The 19,971-nt window shown below is 62.6% G+C and carries 14 protein-coding genes and 1 pseudogene; 1 reads left to right on the top strand and 14 read right to left on the bottom strand.

The window, feature by feature from the left end:
• Positions 1 to 21 precede the first annotated feature (21 nt).
• Entirely contained in the window at positions 22 to 2,991 is a 2,970-nt protein-coding gene (locus HQN82_RS03070) for a bifunctional [glutamine synthetase] adenylyltransferase/[glutamine synthetase]-adenylyl-L-tyrosine phosphorylase (protein ID WP_112766961.1), read from the bottom strand.
• Between the two features lie 318 nt (positions 2,992 to 3,309).
• Between HQN82_RS03070 and HQN82_RS03065 the strand changes: the two genes are divergently transcribed.
• Entirely contained in the window at positions 3,310 to 4,173 is an 864-nt protein-coding gene (locus HQN82_RS03065) for a MipA/OmpV family protein (protein WP_173614538.1), read from the top strand.
• A gap of 60 nt (positions 4,174 to 4,233) precedes the next feature.
• Here the strand turns inward: HQN82_RS03065 and HQN82_RS03060 are convergent, their stop codons facing one another.
• From HQN82_RS03060 to HQN82_RS03000, 13 genes and pseudogenes are all read right to left on the bottom strand, one after another.
• Complete coding sequence (locus HQN82_RS03060; protein WP_037091522.1) at positions 4,234 to 5,643, bottom strand: sensor histidine kinase; 1,410 nt, start codon at positions 5,641 to 5,643, stop codon at positions 4,234 to 4,236.
• Positions 5,644 to 5,652: 9 nt separating this feature from the next.
• A complete protein-coding gene (locus HQN82_RS03055) occupies positions 5,653 to 6,411 on the bottom strand; it encodes a response regulator transcription factor (protein ID WP_004440811.1) in 759 nt (252 codons plus the stop codon).
• A 258-nt stretch (positions 6,412 to 6,669) separates the two neighbouring features.
• Entirely contained in the window at positions 6,670 to 8,223 is a 1,554-nt protein-coding gene (locus HQN82_RS03050) for a Do family serine endopeptidase (RefSeq protein WP_022555870.1), read from the bottom strand.
• A 153-nt stretch (positions 8,224 to 8,376) separates the two neighbouring features.
• Complete coding sequence (locus HQN82_RS03045; protein WP_034495871.1) at positions 8,377 to 8,832, bottom strand: cytochrome c-type biogenesis protein; 456 nt, start codon at positions 8,830 to 8,832, stop codon at positions 8,377 to 8,379.
• A gap of 185 nt (positions 8,833 to 9,017) precedes the next feature.
• Positions 9,018 to 11,009 carry a heme lyase CcmF/NrfE family subunit gene (locus tag HQN82_RS03040; RefSeq protein WP_037091527.1) on the bottom strand — a complete coding sequence of 664 codons (1,992 nt, stop codon included), beginning with the start codon at positions 11,007 to 11,009 and terminating at the stop codon, positions 9,018 to 9,020.
• Entirely contained in the window at positions 11,006 to 11,518 is a 513-nt protein-coding gene (gene ccmE / locus HQN82_RS03035; protein WP_004440798.1) for a cytochrome c maturation protein CcmE, read from the bottom strand. Before ccmE ends, HQN82_RS03040 begins: the two co-directional genes overlap by 4 nt.
• A complete protein-coding gene (gene ccmI / locus HQN82_RS03030) occupies positions 11,515 to 12,678 on the bottom strand; it encodes a c-type cytochrome biogenesis protein CcmI (protein WP_173614995.1) in 1,164 nt (387 codons plus the stop codon). The genes ccmE and ccmI overlap by 4 nt, the downstream gene beginning before the upstream one ends.
• Before the next feature lie 160 nt (positions 12,679 to 12,838).
• Positions 12,839 to 13,267, bottom strand: a complete 429-nt coding sequence (locus HQN82_RS03025; protein WP_173614994.1) for a hypothetical protein — start codon at positions 13,265 to 13,267, stop codon at positions 12,839 to 12,841.
• Between the two features lie 104 nt (positions 13,268 to 13,371).
• Complete coding sequence (locus HQN82_RS03020) at positions 13,372 to 14,772, bottom strand: sensor histidine kinase (RefSeq protein ID WP_004440792.1); 1,401 nt, start codon at positions 14,770 to 14,772, stop codon at positions 13,372 to 13,374.
• Complete coding sequence (locus HQN82_RS03015) at positions 14,762 to 15,433, bottom strand: response regulator transcription factor (RefSeq protein WP_003509815.1); 672 nt, start codon at positions 15,431 to 15,433, stop codon at positions 14,762 to 14,764. Before HQN82_RS03015 ends, HQN82_RS03020 begins: the two co-directional genes overlap by 11 nt.
• 92 nt (positions 15,434 to 15,525) lie before the next feature.
• Positions 15,526 to 15,780 carry a hypothetical protein gene (locus HQN82_RS03010; RefSeq protein WP_003497070.1) on the bottom strand — a complete coding sequence of 85 codons (255 nt, stop codon included), beginning with the start codon at positions 15,778 to 15,780 and terminating at the stop codon, positions 15,526 to 15,528.
• 139 nt (positions 15,781 to 15,919) lie between these two features.
• Positions 15,920 to 16,126, bottom strand: a complete 207-nt coding sequence (locus HQN82_RS03005; protein ID WP_004440775.1) for a hypothetical protein — start codon at positions 16,124 to 16,126, stop codon at positions 15,920 to 15,922.
• Positions 16,127 to 16,156: 30 nt separating this feature from the next.
• Positions 16,157 to 19,959: pseudogene (locus HQN82_RS03000) on the bottom strand (baseplate multidomain protein megatron).
• Positions 19,960 to 19,971: the final 12 nt, after the last annotated feature.

Below are 19,971 nucleotides of genomic sequence, written 5' to 3'. Positions count from 1 at the left end.
GGTAAGCCACACCCACCGACATCACCCCCCATTCTTCACCACCGCCACAAACGCCTTCCGCACCGCCTTCGCCAGCCGCTTCACCTCTCCCTCCAGCGTCGGAATATCCGGGCAATCCCCCGCTCGGCACACGAGATCAGTGAGGCCCGCCGGCGCTTCCTTCGGATTGAACGCCCCATCGATACAAAGCCGAACGATCTGCGATATCTCGGTATAAAGCCCCATCGCCGCCATGCAGTCATCGAAGGCCTGCGGCTCCATGACCGGAGCGGCGAGCGCCTGGAGCGCCTCGGCCGTGTTGCGCCCCGGTTCGTGCGCGGCAAGCCCCTTCGCAGGCCCTACCAGCGCCAAATATTGCGCGATGAATTCGAGGTCGATCAGGCCGCCATTGATGAGTTTGAAGTCCCAATTGTTTTCCGGCGGTTTTTCCTGCTCGATGAGGCTGCGCATTTCCAGCACATCGGCCGAGACCTTGGCCACATCCCGCTTTTGCGACAGGACGGAAGCAATGATGCGGCGCGCATCTTCCATCAGCGAGGCATCGCCGCAGATCAGGCGGGCGCGCGACAGCGCCATGTGTTCCCAGGTCCAGGCCTCCTCACGCTGGTATTTTTCGAAGGCGGAAATGCGGGTCGCCACCGGCCCCTTGTTGCCGGAGGGGCGAAGCCGCATGTCGACCTCGTAAAGCACGCCTTCTGCCGTCGGGGCCGACAGGGCGGCAATCAACCGCTGGGTCACGCGGGTGAAATAACGCACCACATCGAGCGGTTTTGCGCCGGTCGATTCATGGGCGGCATCATCATAATCGTAAAGCAGGATGAGATCGACATCCGATCCGGCCGTCAGCTCGAAGGAGCCGAGCTTGCCCATTCCCATCACGGCGACACGGCCGCCGGGATAGGGCCCATGTGCCGCCTCCATCTCAGCCAGCACCGCATTCAACGCCGCCTCGATCACCAGATCGGCAAGATGGGTGAAAGCACGGGCGGCGACTTCGCCACGGATCGCGCCGGTCAGAAGCCTGACGCCGATGAGGAAGCGCTGCTCGGCGGCAAAGATACGCAGCCGGTCGAGAATATCCTCGTAATGGCGGGCATTGGAGAGGAAACTGCCCATGCGGTGAGCGAGATAGTCGCGTGTCGGGATGTCGCTCATCAAAGCCGGGTCCAGCATGCCGTCAAAGACATGCGGGCGGGCGGCGATGATTTCCGCCAGACGCGGCGCGGAGGACATGATCGTTACCAGCAGGTCGAGCAGCGCCGGGTTGTTGCCGAGCAGCGAGAAAAGCTGGATGCCTGCCGGCAGGCCGGAGAGGAAATTGTCAAAGCGCAGCAGCGCCTCGTCGGCCCGCTTGCTCTCACCAAAGGCGCGCAGCAGGTCCGGCGTCAATTCCGTCAGCCGCTCGCGGGCCTCGACCGACTGCGTCGCCCGGTAACGGCCATTGTGCCAGGTGCGGATGACGCGGGAGATATCCTCCGGCCGCTCGAAACCGAGGGCGGAGAGCGTCTTTAACGTATCGGGATCGTCCTTCTGACCGGTGAACACCAGATTGCCGGCCTCGCCTGACAGTTTCACTTCCTGTTCGAACAGCGCCGAATAACGCCGCTCCACCAGCCGCAGCACCTCTTCCAGCTTTTCCGAGAAGGCCTTGGTATCCTCGAAACCCAGCATGAAGGCGATGCGCTTCAGTTCGGCTTCGGTATCGGGCAACACATGGGTCTGCTCATCGCGCACCATCTGGATGCGATGTTCCACCTCGCGAAGGAACCAATAGGCATCCGTCAGGCTGTCACGGGTTTCGGCGTCGATCCATTTCGCCTCGGTCAGCGCCGCCAGCGCCTCCTGTGTTGCGCGCACCCGCAGCGCCGGCATTCGGCCGCCGGCGATCAGCTGCTGCGTCTGGGCGAAAAACTCGATCTCGCGGATGCCGCCGCGCCCGAGCTTGACATTGTGGCCCTTCACCGCAATCGCGCCGTGGCCCTTATGGGCGTGGATCTGCCGCTTGATGGAATGAATATCGGCAATCGCCGCATAATCGAGATATTTGCGGAAGATGAAGGGCGTGAGCTCGCGCAGGAAATTCTCACCCGCCTTGATATCGCCCGCCACCGGCCGTGCCTTGATATAGGCAGCGCGCTCCCAGTTCTGGCCCCTGCCCTCGTAATAAAGCAGGGCCGCTTCCACGGGGATGGCGAGCGGTGTGGAGCCCGGGTCTGGCCGCAGCCGCAGATCGGTGCGGAAGACATAACCATCGGCCGTGCGCTCCTGCATGATGCGCACCAGACGGCGCATCATGCGTCCGAAATTCTCCGTCGCGTCGTAGGGGTCGTCCATGATCCCGGCGGAGGGTTCGAAAAACACCACGGCGTCGATATCGGAGGAATAGTTGAGTTCGCGGGCACCGAGCTTACCCATGCCGAGCACGATGAGGCCCGATCCTTCGCTGGGGGCGGCAACATCCTTCAGTTTCAGCTTGCCACTCTCATGGGCCGACAGCAGAAGGTGATCGATGGCAGCGGAGAGTGCTGCATCCGCCATGTCGCTCAGCCAGCGGGTTGTGTCACGCGCAGTGAAGATTCGGGCGAGATCGGCAAGTGCCGCGACGAAGGAGAGCCGCCGTTTGGCGATCCGGAGCCTCGACATTACCTCGTTTTCGCTCGGTATGCCGCCGTCCTCTCCCGGTTTCCAGCAATCGCGCGCCTGACGTACAAGATCGGCGAGCAGTGGCTCCAGAGGTTTTGAAATGGCCAGTGACAACAGCCCCTCATCGGCCGCCGCCATGTCGCGCAGGTAGGGGGAGAGCGTGAAGGCCGCGGCAACGAAGTCTTTCAGGGCGCTTTCGTCGGCAAGCAGCGCGGCCACCGCCGGCTCGCTTCTGCCGATGTCTTTCAGAGTGGAGAGCACGGATTTCAGCTCGGTCTGCGTATAGGGGCGGATCACGCCCGCCAGCACGTCGTTCAGCCGCCTTTCGGCGCTTTCCGGTTTCGTCAATGCTTCTCTCCCTCTCCCGAGCCCGTTTGTCCTTCGGCCATACCGGATTTTCAGGACGGGCCGCTCTCCCCACGCTAGCCATCCTGCCGTTGCATCACCGAAGCCTGCAGGCACATATCACCTGCGTTGTAACAAATGCGGCGCGCTTTGCGATCAGGAAAACCGCTTTTGCCGAATTTTCCGAAACCCTGCTGGCGCGACCACGGTTTCGCCGGCGCATCGCAATGCCGCGTAATGTCTCCGCAATTGTGCCCACGTAGCGTTCTCCTCAACGAAACCCGACTCCCCGGTTTTCAAACACGCGGTGCTGCAACGGATATGATCATGAAACAGATTTTTACAATGAAATGGCAAAAGAGCCTGTGCGCCATGGCGCTTTGCCTGACGGCGGTGCCGGTGGCACAAGCGGTCTACGCGCCGGTTTTCGCCGCCGATATCGGCAAATCGGACCGCATTGCCGATCTGCAGGCCGGTTTCGATAATTCCCGCTACAGCAGTTCCAGCGACTGGAAAATCACGCTCGGTGTCGGCGCCGCCTATGCCCCGAAATATGAGGGGTCGGACAAGCTGGAGGCCGGCGCCGTGCCGCTGGTCTCCGTCGCCTATGGGGACATGTTGAGCATTGATTTCAGCGGCGTCACCGTCAACCTGCTGAACAGCAACGGATTCCGGCTGGGAGTGAAAGGCGGCTGGGAGCCCGGGCGCAAGGAAAAGGACGACAGGAAAAACCTGCGCGGGATGGGCGATATCAAGGCAGGCGGCGTCATTGGCGGCGTTATCGCCTATGACGCTGAACCCTTCGAAATCTACGCCAAGGTCGACAAGACCATCAATGGCAGCGAGGGCCTGACAGCCTCGATCGGCGCCAGCGTTTCCCATAAGGTCGACCAGTTCATCCTCGGAGCGGACCTCTCCGCCACCTGGGCTGACGACAAGCACATGAAATCCTATTTCGGTGTGACCTCGGCGCAATCCGCCCGTTCGGGCCTGCGCCGCTTCGACGCCAAATCCGGCTTCAAGCGCGTCGACGCCAGCGCCTCCGTCACCTACCTGATGACCGAGAACTGGTCGATCACCGGCACCGGAGGCGTCGGTTTCCTGCTGGGCGATGCCAAGGACAGCCCGCTGTCCAAAAAAGATATCCAGCCGTTTGCGATGGTGGGCCTGGCCTACACGTTCTAACGCGAGGGTTGTCATCTGGCGGGGCACAACTCCCCGCCGGAATACACTCGCCGGCTCTCTTCAGCGGCTATTGTCTGGAAAAACCATGGAGACTGTCAGCCCCGGGCAGGCGGTGTTGGAAGCGTCGGTGTCCGAAAGCTCCAGCGACCCGCCATGCAGTTCCATCACCGCTTCTACCAGCGACAGGCCAAGGCCCGTGCCGGGCTTGGAGCGGCTTTCATCCAGCCGCACGAAGCGTTTCAGCACCTCGCCGCGCTTGTCGGCAGGAATACCGGGACCGTTATCGGCAACGGAAAGCAGGATTGCGCCAGGGGCCTTTGCCAGACGAACGACGAGTTTTTTGTCACCCTCGCCTTCGCAGGCATATTTCATGGCGTTGTCTATCAGGTTCGAAAGCGCCTGGCCGATCAATTCACGGTTGCCCTTGACGATGAGGCCCTGTTCGATTTCAGTTTCCAGCGCGAGCCCCGCATCCTCGGCCACCGGCTCGTAGAGTTCGGCGCTGTCTTCGGCAATCGCCGAGACGTCCACTTCAGTCATTTCAGCGGCGATGGAACCGGCCTCTACACGGGAAATCATCAGCAGCGCATTGAAAGTGCGGATGAGCTGGTCGGACTCGGCGATAATGCCTTCAAGGGCTGCGCGGCGTTTCGTTTCGTCATCATCGTCCAGTGCCGCGGCGGCCTTGTTGCGCAGGCGCGTCAGCGGCGTCTTCAGGTCATGGGCGATATTGTCGGAAACCTGCCGCAGGCCTTCATTGAGCTTCTCGATGCGGCCAAGCATGGCGTTAAGCGAGCCGGACAGCCTGTCGAACTCATCGCCGGAGCGGCCCTGCGGCAGACGCTGCGAAAGGTCGCCGGCCATGATCTTCTTGGTTGCCGCCGACATGCGGTCGATGCGTTTCAGTGCATTGCGGCCGATGCCGAACCAGATCAGCAGGGCGCCGCCGCTCATGATGGCGAGCGCCACCATCAGGGCATTACGCACCAGGGCGCGGAATTTGGTCGGCTCACCGAGGTCGCGGCCGATCAGGATGCGCAGCCCGTTGTCCAGAACGAAAACATTGGCCGTGGCAAGATGCTGCACGCTGTCGCCGCTCTCGGAATAACGCTCATAACGGAAGGGAAAGCCGGTCCAGCCTTCCTTGTCGAAAACACCGGGCTGCACGGAGGCGACGTTGCCGGCCAGAATTTCACCATTCGGCCCGGCGATGATGTAAAGGCTCGCTCCCGGCTGGCGGGCACGGCGCTCCATCATCCTCAGCAGCGGATTGATACCGCCGCGATTATAGATGCGCTGCACATCCGAGACTTCCTGCAGCACGGCGTCACGCGTCTGCTGGTTCAGCAGCCTTTCGGAAAGCGCAGTGACATAAAAAACAAGGAACGCCGCGCAGAGCGCAAACAGCAGGATATAGAGCGCCGAAAGGCGCACCGCTGTCGACCTGAACAATATTCTGAGGCGGGCCATTTTCGGCAATCAGCCCTCGTCCTTCATCATGTAGCCCGCACCGCGAATGGTCTTCAGCAGCGGCTTCTCGAAGTCCTTCTCAATCTTCGAGCGCAGGCGGGAAACATGCACGTCGATGACATTGGTCTGCGGATCGAAATGGTAATCCCAGACATTTTCGAGAAGCATCGTGCGGGTCACCACCTGGCCGGCATTCTTCATCAGATATTCCAGCAGGCGAAATTCGCGCGGCTGAAGGAGGATTTCCTTGCCACCCCGGCGCACATCGTGGGACAGGCGGTCCAACTCAAGATCGCCGACGCGATAGATCATGTCCTGCTCGGGCTTGCCCTTGCGGCGGCCAAGCACTTCGATACGGGCGAGCAGTTCGGAGAAGGCATAGGGTTTCGGCAGATAATCGTCACCGCCGGCACGCAGGCCGGTCACGCGGTCATCCACCTGCCCCAGCGCTGAAAGGATAAGAACCGGCGTCTCGATGCCGCGGCGGCGCAGTTCGCTGATGACGGAAAGCCCGTCGCGGCGCGGCAACATGCGGTCGATCACCATGACGTCGTAGACATTCTCGCAGCCCATGAACAGGCCGCTTTCACCATCGCTGGCGTGGTCGGCGACGATCCCGGCTTCGCGGAACGCCTTGGTCATATAGGCCGCAGCCTCGAGGTCGTCTTCAATGACAAGAATCTTCATGTGCGGGACAATAGCGCCCTCGCCCTTTTCCGCACAACCGGAAACAGATGCGACAGACATTTCCTGAACCTTGTTTTCCATGAGGTTTCCTCCGCGATACTGCCCGGACCGGCGTTGCGGGTCCTTTCTTCTCCCCGCCGGGGAAGGGTCGGATGAGGGGGCAAGCGCGCAGTCTATCGCTACCCTTGCCCCCTCATCCCGCTGCCGCGACCTTCTCCCCCTCGGGGAGAAGAAACAAGTGGCACGCGCTCACTCCATATGTTCTGCCTCGTCCTATAGGCGAGACACATTCCTTAGCGACGCCGGCTCCCGAAAGAACCGGCATCGCCTTTCAGCCTATCAACCCTGGTCGATATCCAGAGCGATGAAGCGGCTGCCGTCATCCGTCTGGATCTGGAACAGCGCCTTGGAGCGTCCGTCCTTTTTCGCCTGCTCGAGGATCTTCTCGATATCGGCGGCGGATGCGACCTGCTGGTTGTTGACCGAGGTGATCTTCTCACCCGTCTTCAGTCCACGGGCAGCGGCATCGCTGTCAGGGTCGACATCGGTGATGGCAAGCCCGTTGCCGTCATCGGCGGGGGCCACCGTCAGGCCGAGGCTGGACAGCACCTTCTCGCTGGAAGACTGACCGCCCTTGTCGTCGTTCTGGCTCGGGGTCGCCTTGGAGGCATCGTCGCTGGCGAGATCACCGAGCGTCACCGTGACCGACTGAGACTTGCCACCGCGCCACAGCGAGATTTCCACCTTGCTGTTCGGCGCCATGCCGCCGATGCGGCGTGACAGGTCGCGGGCATCCTTGACGGGTTCGCCGTTGACGGCGGTGATGATGTCACCCTGCTTGATGCCTGCCTTGTCGCCCGGCGAGCCGGACTGCGGCGAAACGACCAGGGCGCCCTTCGCTTCGGAAAGGCCGAGCGATTCGGCGATGTCCTTGCTGACGGGCTGGATCTGCACGCCGAGCCAGCCGCGCTCTACCTTGCCGTCCTTCTGCAGGTCGGCGATCACGTCCTTGGCGACCGATGCCGGAATGGCGAAGGCGATGCCGACATTGCCGCCCGAGGGCGAGAAGATGGCGGTGTTGATGCCAACCACCTCACCGTTGAGGTTGAAGGCGGGACCGCCCGAGTTGCCGCGGTTCACGGCGGCGTCGATCTGCAGGTAGTCGTCATAGGGGCCGGAGCCGATATCACGGCCACGGGCCGAGATAATGCCGGAAGTCACCGTGCCGCCAAGGCCGAAGGGGTTGCCAACGGCGACGACCCAGTCACCGACGCGAATCTTGCTGTCATCGGCAAACTGAACGTAGGTGAACTTGCGGTTCACATCGACCTTGAGGAGTGCCAGATCGGTGCGCGGATCGCGGCCGACGAGCTTGGCGTCGAGTTCGGTGCCGTCATTCATCACGATCGTATAGGCGGAGCCGTCATCGACGACGTGGTTGTTGGTGACGATGTAACCATCTTCGGAAATGAAGAAGCCGGAGCCCTGAGCGACGGGGCGCAGCGGACCCTTGCCGTCACGGTGGCGATTGGGGCCGCGGTCGGAGCGATCCTGGTTCGGGCCGCCGAATTCCTTGAAGAAGCGCTTGAGCGGATGGTCATCCGGAAGCTGGTCAAGGCCACGGCCACCGAAATTAAAGGAGAAATTGCTGGAATCATCGGAAGCGGGCTGCACGTTCGACTGAACGCGAACGGAGACGACGGCGGGCGATACCGCATCGACCACATTGGCGAAGCTCGGAACCTGCGGCGCAGTCACCTCGACGGGGGCGGCAAAAGAGTGGAGGATAGGTGCGGCAATGCCGGTGGAAAGCATCAGCGCCGCAAGGCCGCCAACCGTCGTGGCCTTCAGGGCTGTCTTCAGCGAGGAATGGCCGTTTTGCGAATGAGACATGGTGTACCTTCTTTCTTCATTCAGACTGGAACCCGTGTGACCGGGGAAGCGGTGGATGATGAAGATATAGGAGGCGACACCTTACGGCGAAGTGTCTGAGGAATGAAAAATCCGTAATGTTGAAAAAGAACCGTGGGAAAAAATGAAAAACAATTATTTTTCAATGAGGTTGCGAATTCTTTCTTCTTCATCCGCGCTCAGTTTTTGTGGCTGTTCAAGGGTGGCGCGGCGACGCGAAAAGACGAAGACGGCGAAAATTCCCACAAGCGTGAGGCCGATGGGTGCGCCCCACAAAAGCACGGTGCGCAGGCTGAGGCGCGGTTTGAGAAGCACGAATTCGCCATAGCGCGACACGACATAATCGATGACCGCCTTATCGCTGTCACCCTCGACCAGCCGTTCGCGCACCAGAACGCGCAGGTCACGCGCCAGTTCGGCGTTGCTGTCATCGATCGACTGGTTCTGGCAGACCATGCAGCGGAGCTGAGACGTGAGGTTGCGGGCTCGCTGTTCGAGCACGGGGTCCTTGAGGACTTCATCCGGGTTGAAGGCGGAAGCGGGAGATGCTGAGACAAGCACAGCGAAGAGAAGCAGAAAACCCGCCAGCATCCGAGGCAATCCCGAAAGAGTGCGGCGCATTTCTTCTCCCCGCCGGGGAGAAGGTGGCCCGAAGGGTCGGATGAGGGGGCCCACGCCAGCCATAACTCTCAGTGTATGCGGCTTCCCCCTCATCGCCTCGCTTTGCTCGGCACTTCTTCCCGTGGGGGAGAAGAAACCTGCCGCACGCTCCACACTCATTCCGCCGCCTCCGGCATTGCAGCCTGCGCCGGCTTCGCCTTGCGATTCGGCGCCCCCACTCTCAATCGCCTGTCCGAGAGAGAAATGAACCCGCCCGCCATCATGAACAGCGTGCCGCCCCAGATGCACAGGATGAAGGGTTTCCACCAGATGCGCACCACCATGCCGCCATCGGCCATGGGGTCACCAAGCGAGACATAGAGCTGGCTGAGACCGAAGGTCAGGATGCCGGCTTCCGTCGTCGGCATGCGCCGGGCCGTGTAAAGCCGCTTGGACGACCAGACATCCGCAACTTCCACGCCTGCCTTGCGTACGGTGAAATGGCCGCGATCCTCGGTGAAGTTCGGTCCGACGGCGTGGCGGATGCCGTCGAAGGTCAGGCTGTAGCCGCCCGCTTCCGCCGCCATGCCCTCTTTCATTTCCAGCACGGTCTCGGTCTCATAGGTGGTGACGATGACGATGCCGAGAACGGTGATTCCAAGACCCATATGCGCCAGCGCCGTGCCGAAGGCCGAGCGCGGCAGGCCTTTGAGGCGGCGAAACGCAATACCGAAAGCGAGCTTGCCGAAATTGGCGCGATACCAGAGATCGGCAAATGCGCCGAGGATCAGCCAGAAACCGGCAGCGATGCCGAGTGCGGCCAGTACCGGGCCGCCATTTTCAATGTACCAGAGCGTCAGTCCCGCCAGAGCGGCAAGCGCTGCCGCCACATAGAGCCGCTGGAATGCGCCCAGGAGATCGCCGCGTTTCCAGGCGAGCATCGGCCCAAACGGGGTGACGATCAGGATCGGGATCATCAGGAGGCCGAAGGTGAGATTGAAGAAAGGCGCACCGACCGAGATTTTTTCGCCTGTCAGCGTTTCCAGAATGAGCGGATAGAGCGTGCCGATCAGCACGGTCGCGGTGGAGACCGTCAGGATCAGGTTGTTGAGAACCAGCGATCCCTCACGCGAAATCGGCGCAAATAGCCCGCCGGCTTTGAGCGACGGCGCACGCCATGCAAAGAGCGCGAAGGCGCCGCCGATGAAGACGGTCAGAATGCCGAGAATGAAGATGCCGCGGCTCGGATCGGTGGCGAAGGCATGCACGGAGGTGAGAACACCGGAGCGAACGAGGAAGGTGCCGAGCAGCGAGAGTGAAAAGGTCATGATCGCCAGAAGCACGGTCCAGATTTTCAGCGCCTCGCGCTTTTCCATGACCAGCGCCGAATGCAGCAGCGCGGTGCCGGCAAGCCACGGCATGAAGGAGGCGTTTTCCACCGGGTCCCAGAACCACCAGCCGCCCCAGCCGAGTTCGTAATAGGCCCAGTAGGAACCCATGGAGATGCCGGCGGTCAGGAAGGTCCAGGCGGCGAGCGTCCATGGCCGCACCCACCGCGCCCAGGCGGCATCGATACGGCCTTCCAGCAATGCGGCAACGGCGAAGGAGAAGCAGACGGAAAAGCCGACATAACCGAGGTAAAGCAGCGGAGGATGAATGGCGAGGCCGAAATCCTGAAGGATGGGGTTCAGATCCTGCCCTTCGGCCGGCACCGGCTCCAGCCGCAGAAACGGATTGGAGGTGAGCAGGATGAACAGCAGGAAGGCGACGGAAATCCATGCCTGCACGGCAAGAACATTGGCTTTGAGCGTTTCCGGCAGGTTGCGGCCGAAGGTGGCGACGAGCGCGCTGAAAAACACGAGGATGAGCAGCCAAAGCAGCATGGAGCCTTCGTGATTGCCCCATACACCGGTCAGCTTGTAGATCATCGGCATCAGCGAATGGGAGTTTTCCCAGACGTTGCGCACGGAAAAATCCGAGACGGCATAGGCCCGCGTCAGCGCCGCAAAGGACAAACCAACGAGCAGGAACATCAGCACCGAGCCGAGCGAAGCGATGTCCATCAGCGCCCGGTCGTTGCGGCGCGCGCCGATGACTGGCAGCGTGGACACGATTAGCCCCACGCCAAGCGCCAGGACCAGAACGTAATGGCCGATCTCATTGATCATTTGGTTGCTCCGGTCTTGTCAGTCGAAGCCGTGCCGGCGGCCGGCGTTGCGGCCGCGGGTTTCTCTCCCTCTGCGCCTTGCTGCCACAGACCCTTGTCCTTCAGCCGGTCGGCAACTTCCTTCGGCATGTAGTTCTCGTCGTGTTTGGCAAGCACGCTGTCGGCCACGAAACCGTGGGTCGCGGCATCGAACATGCCTTCGGTCACCACGCCCTGCCCTTCGCGGAAGAGATCGGGCAGGATGCCGGTATAGCTGACCGGCACGGTCGCTTCGCCGTCCGTCACCGTGAAGCTCACCGTGCGGCCCTCGCCGCGCTTGATCGACCCTTCCGCCACCAGCCCGCCAAGGCGGATGCGCGTGCCGGGGTTGACGGGCGTTTTTTCCAGATCGGCCGGCATGTAGAAATAGGCGATGGACTGGCCGAAGGCGAACATGACCAGCAGCACGGCCGCCACGATGAAGCTCATGCCGCCGCCGATGATCGCGAGTCGTTTCTGTTTGCGGGTCATTGTGTCACTCCCTGCGGCGCGGCATCCTGTTTCCCGTTCATGCGGATCGGTCCGGCGGAAACGCCGAGTTCCTTCGCCAGCGCCAGAAGCTGCCTGCCCTGCTCACCCTCCGGCGGAAAAGCTCTCAGCCCCGCCCGCAGCGCCTCTCCGGCCTTGGCTTCGTTCTTCAGCACGGAATAGGCACGCACGAGCCGCATCCACCCTTCGAAATCGGCCGGGTTATCCTTCAGCTTGGCGTCAAGGCTCGCCACCATGCCTTCGATCATCGCCTGCCGGTCGGTCGCCGTCATGTCTTTTGCCGCCGCCATGTCCTCGGCCGTCGGGCCGGGTGCGGCAGGCTTCGTTTCGCCGCCAGTCCGGGCAATATGCTCGCGCACCAGGGGCAGCCATGGCGCGCCAGCCGGGGCGTCTGCCGCCAGCTGAGTGAAGGCCGCGCGTGCATCCTCCGCCTTGCCGGCCTGTTCCAGCGACAGCGCGAGATAGAAGCGGGCACGCGGGTTGCCGGGTTTCAGCTTTTCCGCCTCGGCAAATGCATCCCGCGCCGCCTCGATGACGATACCGTCATTGCCGGCCACCAGCGTTTCGCCAAGGCCCGTCAATCGTTCGGCGCTCGGGCCCAGAATGCGAAGCGCATTGCGATAGGCGAGCTCGGCGTCGCCAAGCCGCTGCATCTTGAAATAGATCGGTGCCAGAATGTCCCAGCCCGCGCCATCATCCGGGTTCTGCGCCAGATGCCTTTCGGCCCTTGCGACCAGCAGATTCATGTCGTTGCCGGGCTTTTCAAGGCGTGCCTCGAGCGGCATGTCCGGCACCTCCGGACTGCCGTTCCAGATGTAGAGACAGAGACCCAGCGCCGGCAACAGAATGGTGATCAGGCTGGCGGCGAGATTGTGCCGGCGCGGCCGGGTTTCCTTGCCGGGTTGCTCTTCCGCTTCGGCGGCGGCAAGCAGACGGCGGCCGATTTCGGCGCGGGCATAATCCGCCTCGGTCTGCCCGATCAGGCCGGCGGCGCGCTCGCGGTCCAGTTCGGCCAGCTGGTCACGATAAACGGCAACCTCACCGTCACGGCGCGTCTGCGGCGCCTCGGTCTTCCGCATCAGCGGGTACATCAGGACGATGGCAACAGCCGCCGTCAATATCGCAACGACAATCCAGAACATAAGGCTCAATTACTCGAATGCGCGGCACATGGAAACATGAAGCGCAGGGATGACGCGAATTTGAGACATCACGCCGCACCGCAGGCCGTTCCCCCGGCTGCACCGCCATGCCTCTCTTGTCATCGCAAAGGGCAAGTGACCTTGATTTGCGTCAAACCGGTTATGTCAGCGGCGACCAGCTTCCATCGGCATTGCGGCAGGCTGCGCCACGCGCCCGGGTCTCGCGTCCGTCTACCGTCAGGGTGTGCGAATATTGCCGGCAGTTCTGGTTGCCAACCTGATAGGGCGCATTGGCGACCACCTGGCCCTTGGCGTCATCGCCCGTCCAGGTGACAGGCGTGCCGACCGGGGCCGTTTCCAGCGCCTTATATTCTGCCTCCAGCGCCTTTGTCTGGTCACCCCTGTCAAGCTGCACGCCGCTTCGCCCGAAAATGCCGCCTTCCAGATTGGCAAGGAAGGGCGTGGAGGGCTGTGACGAACGGCCGAAAAGACCGCCGCCTGCCGGGCGGGTGCCCGTGGTGGTGCAGGCGCTCAGCATGGAAACGCACAGGATCGAGAGAAGTGCCGGGCGTGACACCAGCGAACGCATCGTCACGGAGCGGCAGCCATCATACACGTCAACCAAACCCTGTCCTCTTTCCTACCGCATTGCATCAATATACCAGCGTTGAATTTCTTGCCTTTTTTCTCGGCTCACGCAAGCTCTTTCGAAAGGCCGGGCAAAATCAGATCTGCCTTCAACCCGCCGATGGCGCTGCGCGACAGCGAAAAGCGGCCATGGTACTCTGACACCACCTCTGAAACGATCGACAATCCGAGGCCCGTGCCGGGGCGGCTCTCATCCAATCGCCGCCCACGCTTCATCGCTTCGCTGATCTGTTCCGGCTCAAGTCCCGGCCCATCATCCTCCACCGTCAGCTCCACCCAGGCGCGACGGGCGATTTCGGCGTCGGAGGATGGGTGCGTACCGGTCGCCAGCGTAATGACCACACGCGTCTGTGCAAAACGCGCGGCATTTTCGAGAAGGTTGCCGACGACCTCTTCCAGATCCTGCTGCTCCATGCCGAGTACCGCGCCGGGTTGCTCGAAATTCAGCACGAACTGCTTGTCGGGGTTCAGGCGGCGCATGACGCGCACCAGCCGTTCCAGCGCCGGTTCGGCCTCCACGCGGGCAAGGATGGAGCCGCGCTGGGCGGCGATGCGGGCGCGGGAGAGATAGGATTGCACCTGCGCCTGCATGGCGTCCGCCTGCGCCCGCACCAGATCGCCGTGCTGGGGATCGAGCGTGCGGGCTTCGTTCAGGAGAACGGCAATCGGCGTCTTCAGCGAATGGGCGAGATTGCCGACCTGCATGCGCGCGCGCTCCACAAGCCTTCGATTGCTGTCGATCAGCGCATTGACCTCATTGGCAAGCGGCTGGATTTCGCGCGGGAACTCGCCCTCCAGGCTTTCCGCCTCACCGCCCCGGATTTTACCAAGCGCGACGCGGGCCTGATCGAGCGGCCGCAGGCTGTAGAGAATGGCAAGACCGTTCACGACGAGGCTGCCGACACCAAAGACGGCCAGAGCCAGATAAAGGCTGTTGGAAAAGTCGCGGACATCGTCTTCCACGACATTGAGATTGCCGGAGACACGGAAACGCGCTGCACGCCCCTCGCCATCCAGCACGACTTCGGTTTCCGCCACCCGCACCTGATTGCCGGCCTCGTCGGTGACGGCATAAAAGCGCTCGTAGCGGTTGTCGAAGGGGGCATCGAGAATGCTCGGCACCGGAAGGGTGGAAACGCCGAGCGAGGAAGAGACCAGCGGCGCGGTCTGGAAATTTCCGAGCGGCTCGACAACCCAGTACCAGCCGGTATCGGGCTGCGAAAAGCGCAGATCGCCAAGCTGCGGGCTGCCGGCCAACGTATTTTCGTTGGAAATCGTCACGGAATTGATGACGTTATAGAGCTGTGCCCTGAGAAGATCGGTGAAGCTGCGCTCCACGCCCTGGCGGTAAAGCGTCGAGATCACGACGGCGATCACCACCAGCGCCAGCACCGACCAGAGCGAGGCGAGCAGCAGGACGCGGGCGGTGAGAGAATTACTTCGCATCTGCCGGCGCTTGCATCCGGTAACCGAGACCACGGATCGTCTCGATCAGATCAACCCCGAGCTTCTTGCGAAGACGTCCGACAAATACCTCGATCGTGTTGGAATCGCGGTCGAAATCCTGATCGTACATATGCTCGACCAGCTCCGTGCGCGATACGACCTCACCCATGTGATGCATGAGATAGGACAGGAGCCGGAACTCGTGCGAGGTGAGTTTCAGCGTCGTGCCGTTGACGGTCGCCTTGGAGGACTTTGTGTCGAGCCGGACCGGGCCGCAGACGAGTTCGGAAGAAGCGTGGCCGGCCGCGCGGCGGATGAGCGCGCGCACGCGGGCAAGAACTTCCTCGACATGGAAAGGCTTCGTCACATAGTCATCGGCGCCGGCGTCGATGCCCGCCACCTTGTCGCTCCAGCGGTCGCGGGCGGTCAGGATGAGAACAGGCATGGCCTTTCCGGCCGCGCGCCATTTTTCGACGACGGTGATGCCATCGAGTTGCGGCAGGCCGATATCAAGAACGATGGCGTCATAGGGCTCGGTGTCACCGAGATAATGGCCTTCCTCGCCGTCGAATGCCTGATCGACGACATAACCGGCCTCCTTGAGAGCATCGGTCAGCTGACGATTGAGATTGGCATCGTCCTCAACAACGAGAATACGCATTGTCCGCCCTTTCCTGTGTCCCGGCCCGCGCGCGTGGCCGGTCATGCTAGATGTCTCGGATCGTTTTCCGATATTTCGGCGATGCGGGCAAGCTACATCGGCACGCGCATCGTCACCTTGCGCGGGCGCTCGCCATTTCCCTGGACGAGAACGGTGACGACACAGGACTGACCGTCGCCGGAAGGATAGACAGAAAGAAGTTGGCCGCCGGTTTCGCGTACAACGCGGGCCACGGCCGCGCCGCAGTCGCTGGCAGCGAGAATGTAGTGGCCCTGCAAATCAGCCTCGGGCGCCGTGAAACCGGAAAGCCCGGCTGCAAGCGTCGCGATGATGAGAGGTGATGCCATTCTACAAACTTCCACAAAAAAACGGGTGCGTCTTGAACCGTATTGTGACCGAATATGTAGCGCAAAGCGTCTGAATGGCAAATGAATGCCGCCCCCGCAGCGGGAAGACGGAACGGGAGCGGCGCTTGCGCGGGCTGGGTCAGCGGATCGCACGGGTCGCCGAAAGGCGGCCGTAAAGCGCGATGAGACCGCCAATTCCGCCGGCCACGGTCATCAGGCCGTCGGCCAGCTCACCGTGAAGTCCGGCGGGCAGATCAAAGCCGGCAATGGTGAAAAGCGGGGCGAAGACCGCAATCAGCGCGCCCCATATCGTGCGGGATTGATACCACGGTTTGGTACTGTCCATCTTGTCGTCCTTTGCTTTGTTTTCAGGCATTTATGAAAGCGGGAGAACGGCCTGTGCCGCCACTCCCAGGGGCACCGCGCGGCCGAGCTGGCGGACTCGCACGGAAATGTGATCCCGCAGCGCCGGAAAATCTGTGAGTTTGGCTGTTGCTGGATAAAACCAGAAGGGTTCCGAGACGTCGGCGGTACGCCGCACCTCGTCGCCGTCCAGCACCTCCACCCGATAACGTTCGAAAGCTTCATCCAGCGGAATCTCGCTTGCGTCCCAGCCATCGGCGTCCATCCGCCCCCGGCGTTTCCAGCTGATGAGAACGCCATCCGTTTTTCGCAGGCCGGCAAGATGCACCGGCGCAAGCGGCGTCAGCGCCCGAAATCCGGTCTCGACGGAGAAAGGCCCGACCGGCGCGCCGGCCTGTTCCGCTGCCTCGACAATCCAGTTCATTCGCCGGCCACGCTCTCCGGCGAGCAGACCGAGCGGCTGTACCGCGGCATCCAGAACAACCACCGGCGCCCCTGCCGGCGCACCGGTGGCCAACGCGTCTTCCGTGCCGGCAAGGCCGCGCAGGAGAACAGAAAGCCGCCAGCGCGACCGCGCGGTTTCCTCTGCCTTCGCGAAAGCGACGATTTCCCAGACACCATTCGCCGCCCTCACGGCGATGCGGTTCTCGCCGTTCAGCACCGAAAGCGGTTCGGCCGATGCAACTTCGCCGAAAGGCAGATCGAGCACGATGGTATTTGCACGGTCGAAGCGACCGGAGGGTCCAGGCTTCAGCGGCATTGCCAGCGTTGCGATCCTGGCCGGACGGTCGAGCGTCACGCGCTGGCCGTATCCTTCCGTGCCTGATGAGGCCGAGACGACGATGTGCCGCCAGGGTTTCGAGAAGGCGGCAACTCGCGCCGACTGCTCGGCCGCCGCACCGTCCTGATACGGCAGATCGAGAAACAGTACTTCCGGCGCGAAACCCTCGCTGCCGCTTGCGCCACGGGCACGTCGCTCGTCCGCCACACCGGCAAAAGTTGACAAGGCCGGGGAAAAGGCCCGCGCTTCCACCTGCCGCACCGCGCCATCCTCGATACGGCTGACCATGAACCGACCTGCGGGCGCCTGCGGAAAGGCATCCGTGGAGAGACGGATGCAGTCGCCCGGCTCCAGCGCAATCTGCCCCGGCGGCAGGGCAAAACGCAGGCTGCGCCGTGCCTGGCGGCTGTCGCGCAAGGCCGCCTCGATCGCCGCTTGCGCCGTTTCCGAAGATAGAGCGGCGTTGAGATCGAGCCGCATGACACGGCTGCCGGCATTCTCCACGCGCCGCGAACGCACGCTCGCCTGCTCGTAGTCCAGCGCCGGGTTGAACGAGGTCAGAACGGCTTCCGCGGGGAAATCGCTGTCGTGGCCGCGATTTTCCGACCACAGCGGTTCACCCTCCAGATCGGCGAGAATGGAAATATCCCGAACGGGCGTGACAGCTCCGTTGCGGGAGCGGAAACGCAGGGTACCGGCGTCCTCCGCCACATCCAGCTGAAATGCCGCGATCAGCGGCTCCAGCAGGCTGCGGGCCGAAGTTACCTCGCCTTGCACATAACCGATGAGATCGCCGCTGATGGCGGAGACGTCGAAAGCGGAAAAGCCGTGATCCGTCAAAACGGCGGCGATGGTGTCGGCAAGCGTCGCCGTTCCCAGCCGGCCGTTCAGCCAGTGGCCCGTACGCCAGTTACCGCCATCGCTCCACGTCGCACCGTTTTGCGGAAAAGCCGGGAAAGGCCGCGCATCCCAGGTCCACAGATAGATCCGGCTCGTATCCACCATCGCGGCATCGCCATTTTCCCAGTGCCCCAGATGCGCCTCCAGAAAACGCCGCTGCTGGCTGTCCGCCCTGCTTTTGCGGGAAAAATGGGGAAAGGCGTTTTCCGCCGATTTCGGATCGGGAAAGACATTGGGGCGTGTCGCGCTCTTGTCCACCGCCGGGCAGCCGAGTTCCGTGAACCAGATGGGCTTCGAGCCCGGCCTCCATACGGTCGGCGTGGTGCTCTCCTTCCCGCCGGGCCGATCGTAATGGAGATTTTCCCACCAGTTTCGAAGGTCCTTGTAGCGGAATACCCATGGCTTTGTCGTTGTGCCATCAGCAATGGGGGTTCGCCGCCGGGCCGTGCGGTCGGCTTCGCTTGCATAAAACCAGTCGAAACCCTCGCCAGCCGTAACGGCGCGGCGGAAGGCCACAGCGTCATCCGGGCCGGTCATGCCATCAGGATTGCCGTTTGCGGCATCTTCGTCGCGCCAGTCGGAGAGCGGCATGTAATTGTCGATGCCAATGGCGTCGATGTCGGAACTCGCCCAGAGCGGATCGAGATGGAAGAACACGTCCCCCGAGCCGTCGTCCGGCTGGTGACCGAAATATTCGCTCCAGTCCGCAGCATAGGTTAGTTTCGTCGCCCTTCCGACGACAGCCCGTACATCGCGCGCGAGCCGCACCAGCGCCTCCACGAAGGGAAAGGCGCCGTTGTCGTCGCGCAACCCGTCAGCCCCCGCAGTTCGGAACCGATCAGGAAGGCGTCGACGCCTCCCGCTTTTACCGAAAGGTCGGCGTAATGCAGCACCATGCGTCGATAGCCCTCGGCGCGGGAACAGAAACGATCGATCTCCAGCCGCGCTCCGGCGGTACGATCGGCCGATCCGGGCCTCCCGGGTGCGGGAAAGCAGGTGATGCGCCCCCGCCAGGCATAAGCGTCCTGTTCGGCCTTGCCATAGGGATCCGGCAGCCCGTTGCCCGCCGGCACGTCCATCATCACAAAGGGATAAAGGCAGACCTTCAGGCCCCGCGCCTTGAGGTCGGCTATCGCCTGCAGCACGCCTTCATCATTCGGCGTGCCGCCATAGGCGGGACCGCCATGATGATGGCTGACCGGGTGCGCCCCAGCGCGTGTGAGGCCGGCAACGGACCACGGCGCCGTCTCCCCCTCCCGTTCCCCCACTTCAACACCCGGCAGGATGCGGCATTCGCCCGCCCGCATATCCGTGCCGAACCAGCTCACCACCAGCGCCACGCTTTGAAGAGCGGGGCAAAGCGCCTGCAATTCATCGATGGCAGCGCGCCAGTCCGTCTCGGCCGTCAGGCCGTTACGGTTCATCACGCGGCTTTCACCCATGCCCGTATGCTCGGAAACCGGCACCGTTGCGTAACCATGTTCGGTTGCGCCCGGAATGACGGTCACGGCGCGGATCGACTTCTCCAGCCCGCCGACCGGCCGCACCACCTCGAACTGCATGAGCGGAATGCGGTTGCCATAGGCTTCAAGCGGCAGGCGCTCGATGACGACATAAGCGAGGCCGCGAAAGGCGGGAGCATTGCCGCTCCCCTGTTTCGCCTCGATCAGCGGATCGGGCAACTGCGTTGCGCTGCCGGGATAAAAGCGCATCTCGATGCCGGTCAGGTCAATTTCGCGCCCATCGGCCCAGACGCGCCGCACGAGGGCCGCCTCCCCCTCGCAGAGACCGATGGCGAGATTGGCGAAATATCGATAGGTCTCCGCCCTTGGGCCGCGGTTGCCTTTGCCACCACGTCTCTGCACGACACGGCTTTCTTCGAAACGTGTCGCCCAGATCAGGGTGCCGCCGATCCTCGCCGTACCGTAAAGCCGGTTTATCGCGGCGCCTTCATCCGCACCGGGAATACGCGCGGTCGAGAGCCGTGCCCCGGACACGGTACGACCGTCTGAAAGCAAGGCGCGATCCACGGCGTTGCCAGCCAGCGCGCCGGCCGCACGCCCGATGATCGCTCCCACGGGCCCGAAAATACCGCCGAGCGCCGCACCTGCTGCCTGAAATAGTATGGTTGCCATGCCTGCCTCAAA

The organism is Agrobacterium pusense, assembly GCF_013285525.1.
In the GTDB taxonomy this organism is placed as follows: domain Bacteria; phylum Pseudomonadota; class Alphaproteobacteria; order Rhizobiales; family Rhizobiaceae; genus Agrobacterium; species Agrobacterium pusense.
The sequence above is the reverse complement of the archived record's forward strand: the minus strand, read 5'-3'. Positions and strand labels throughout refer to the sequence as shown.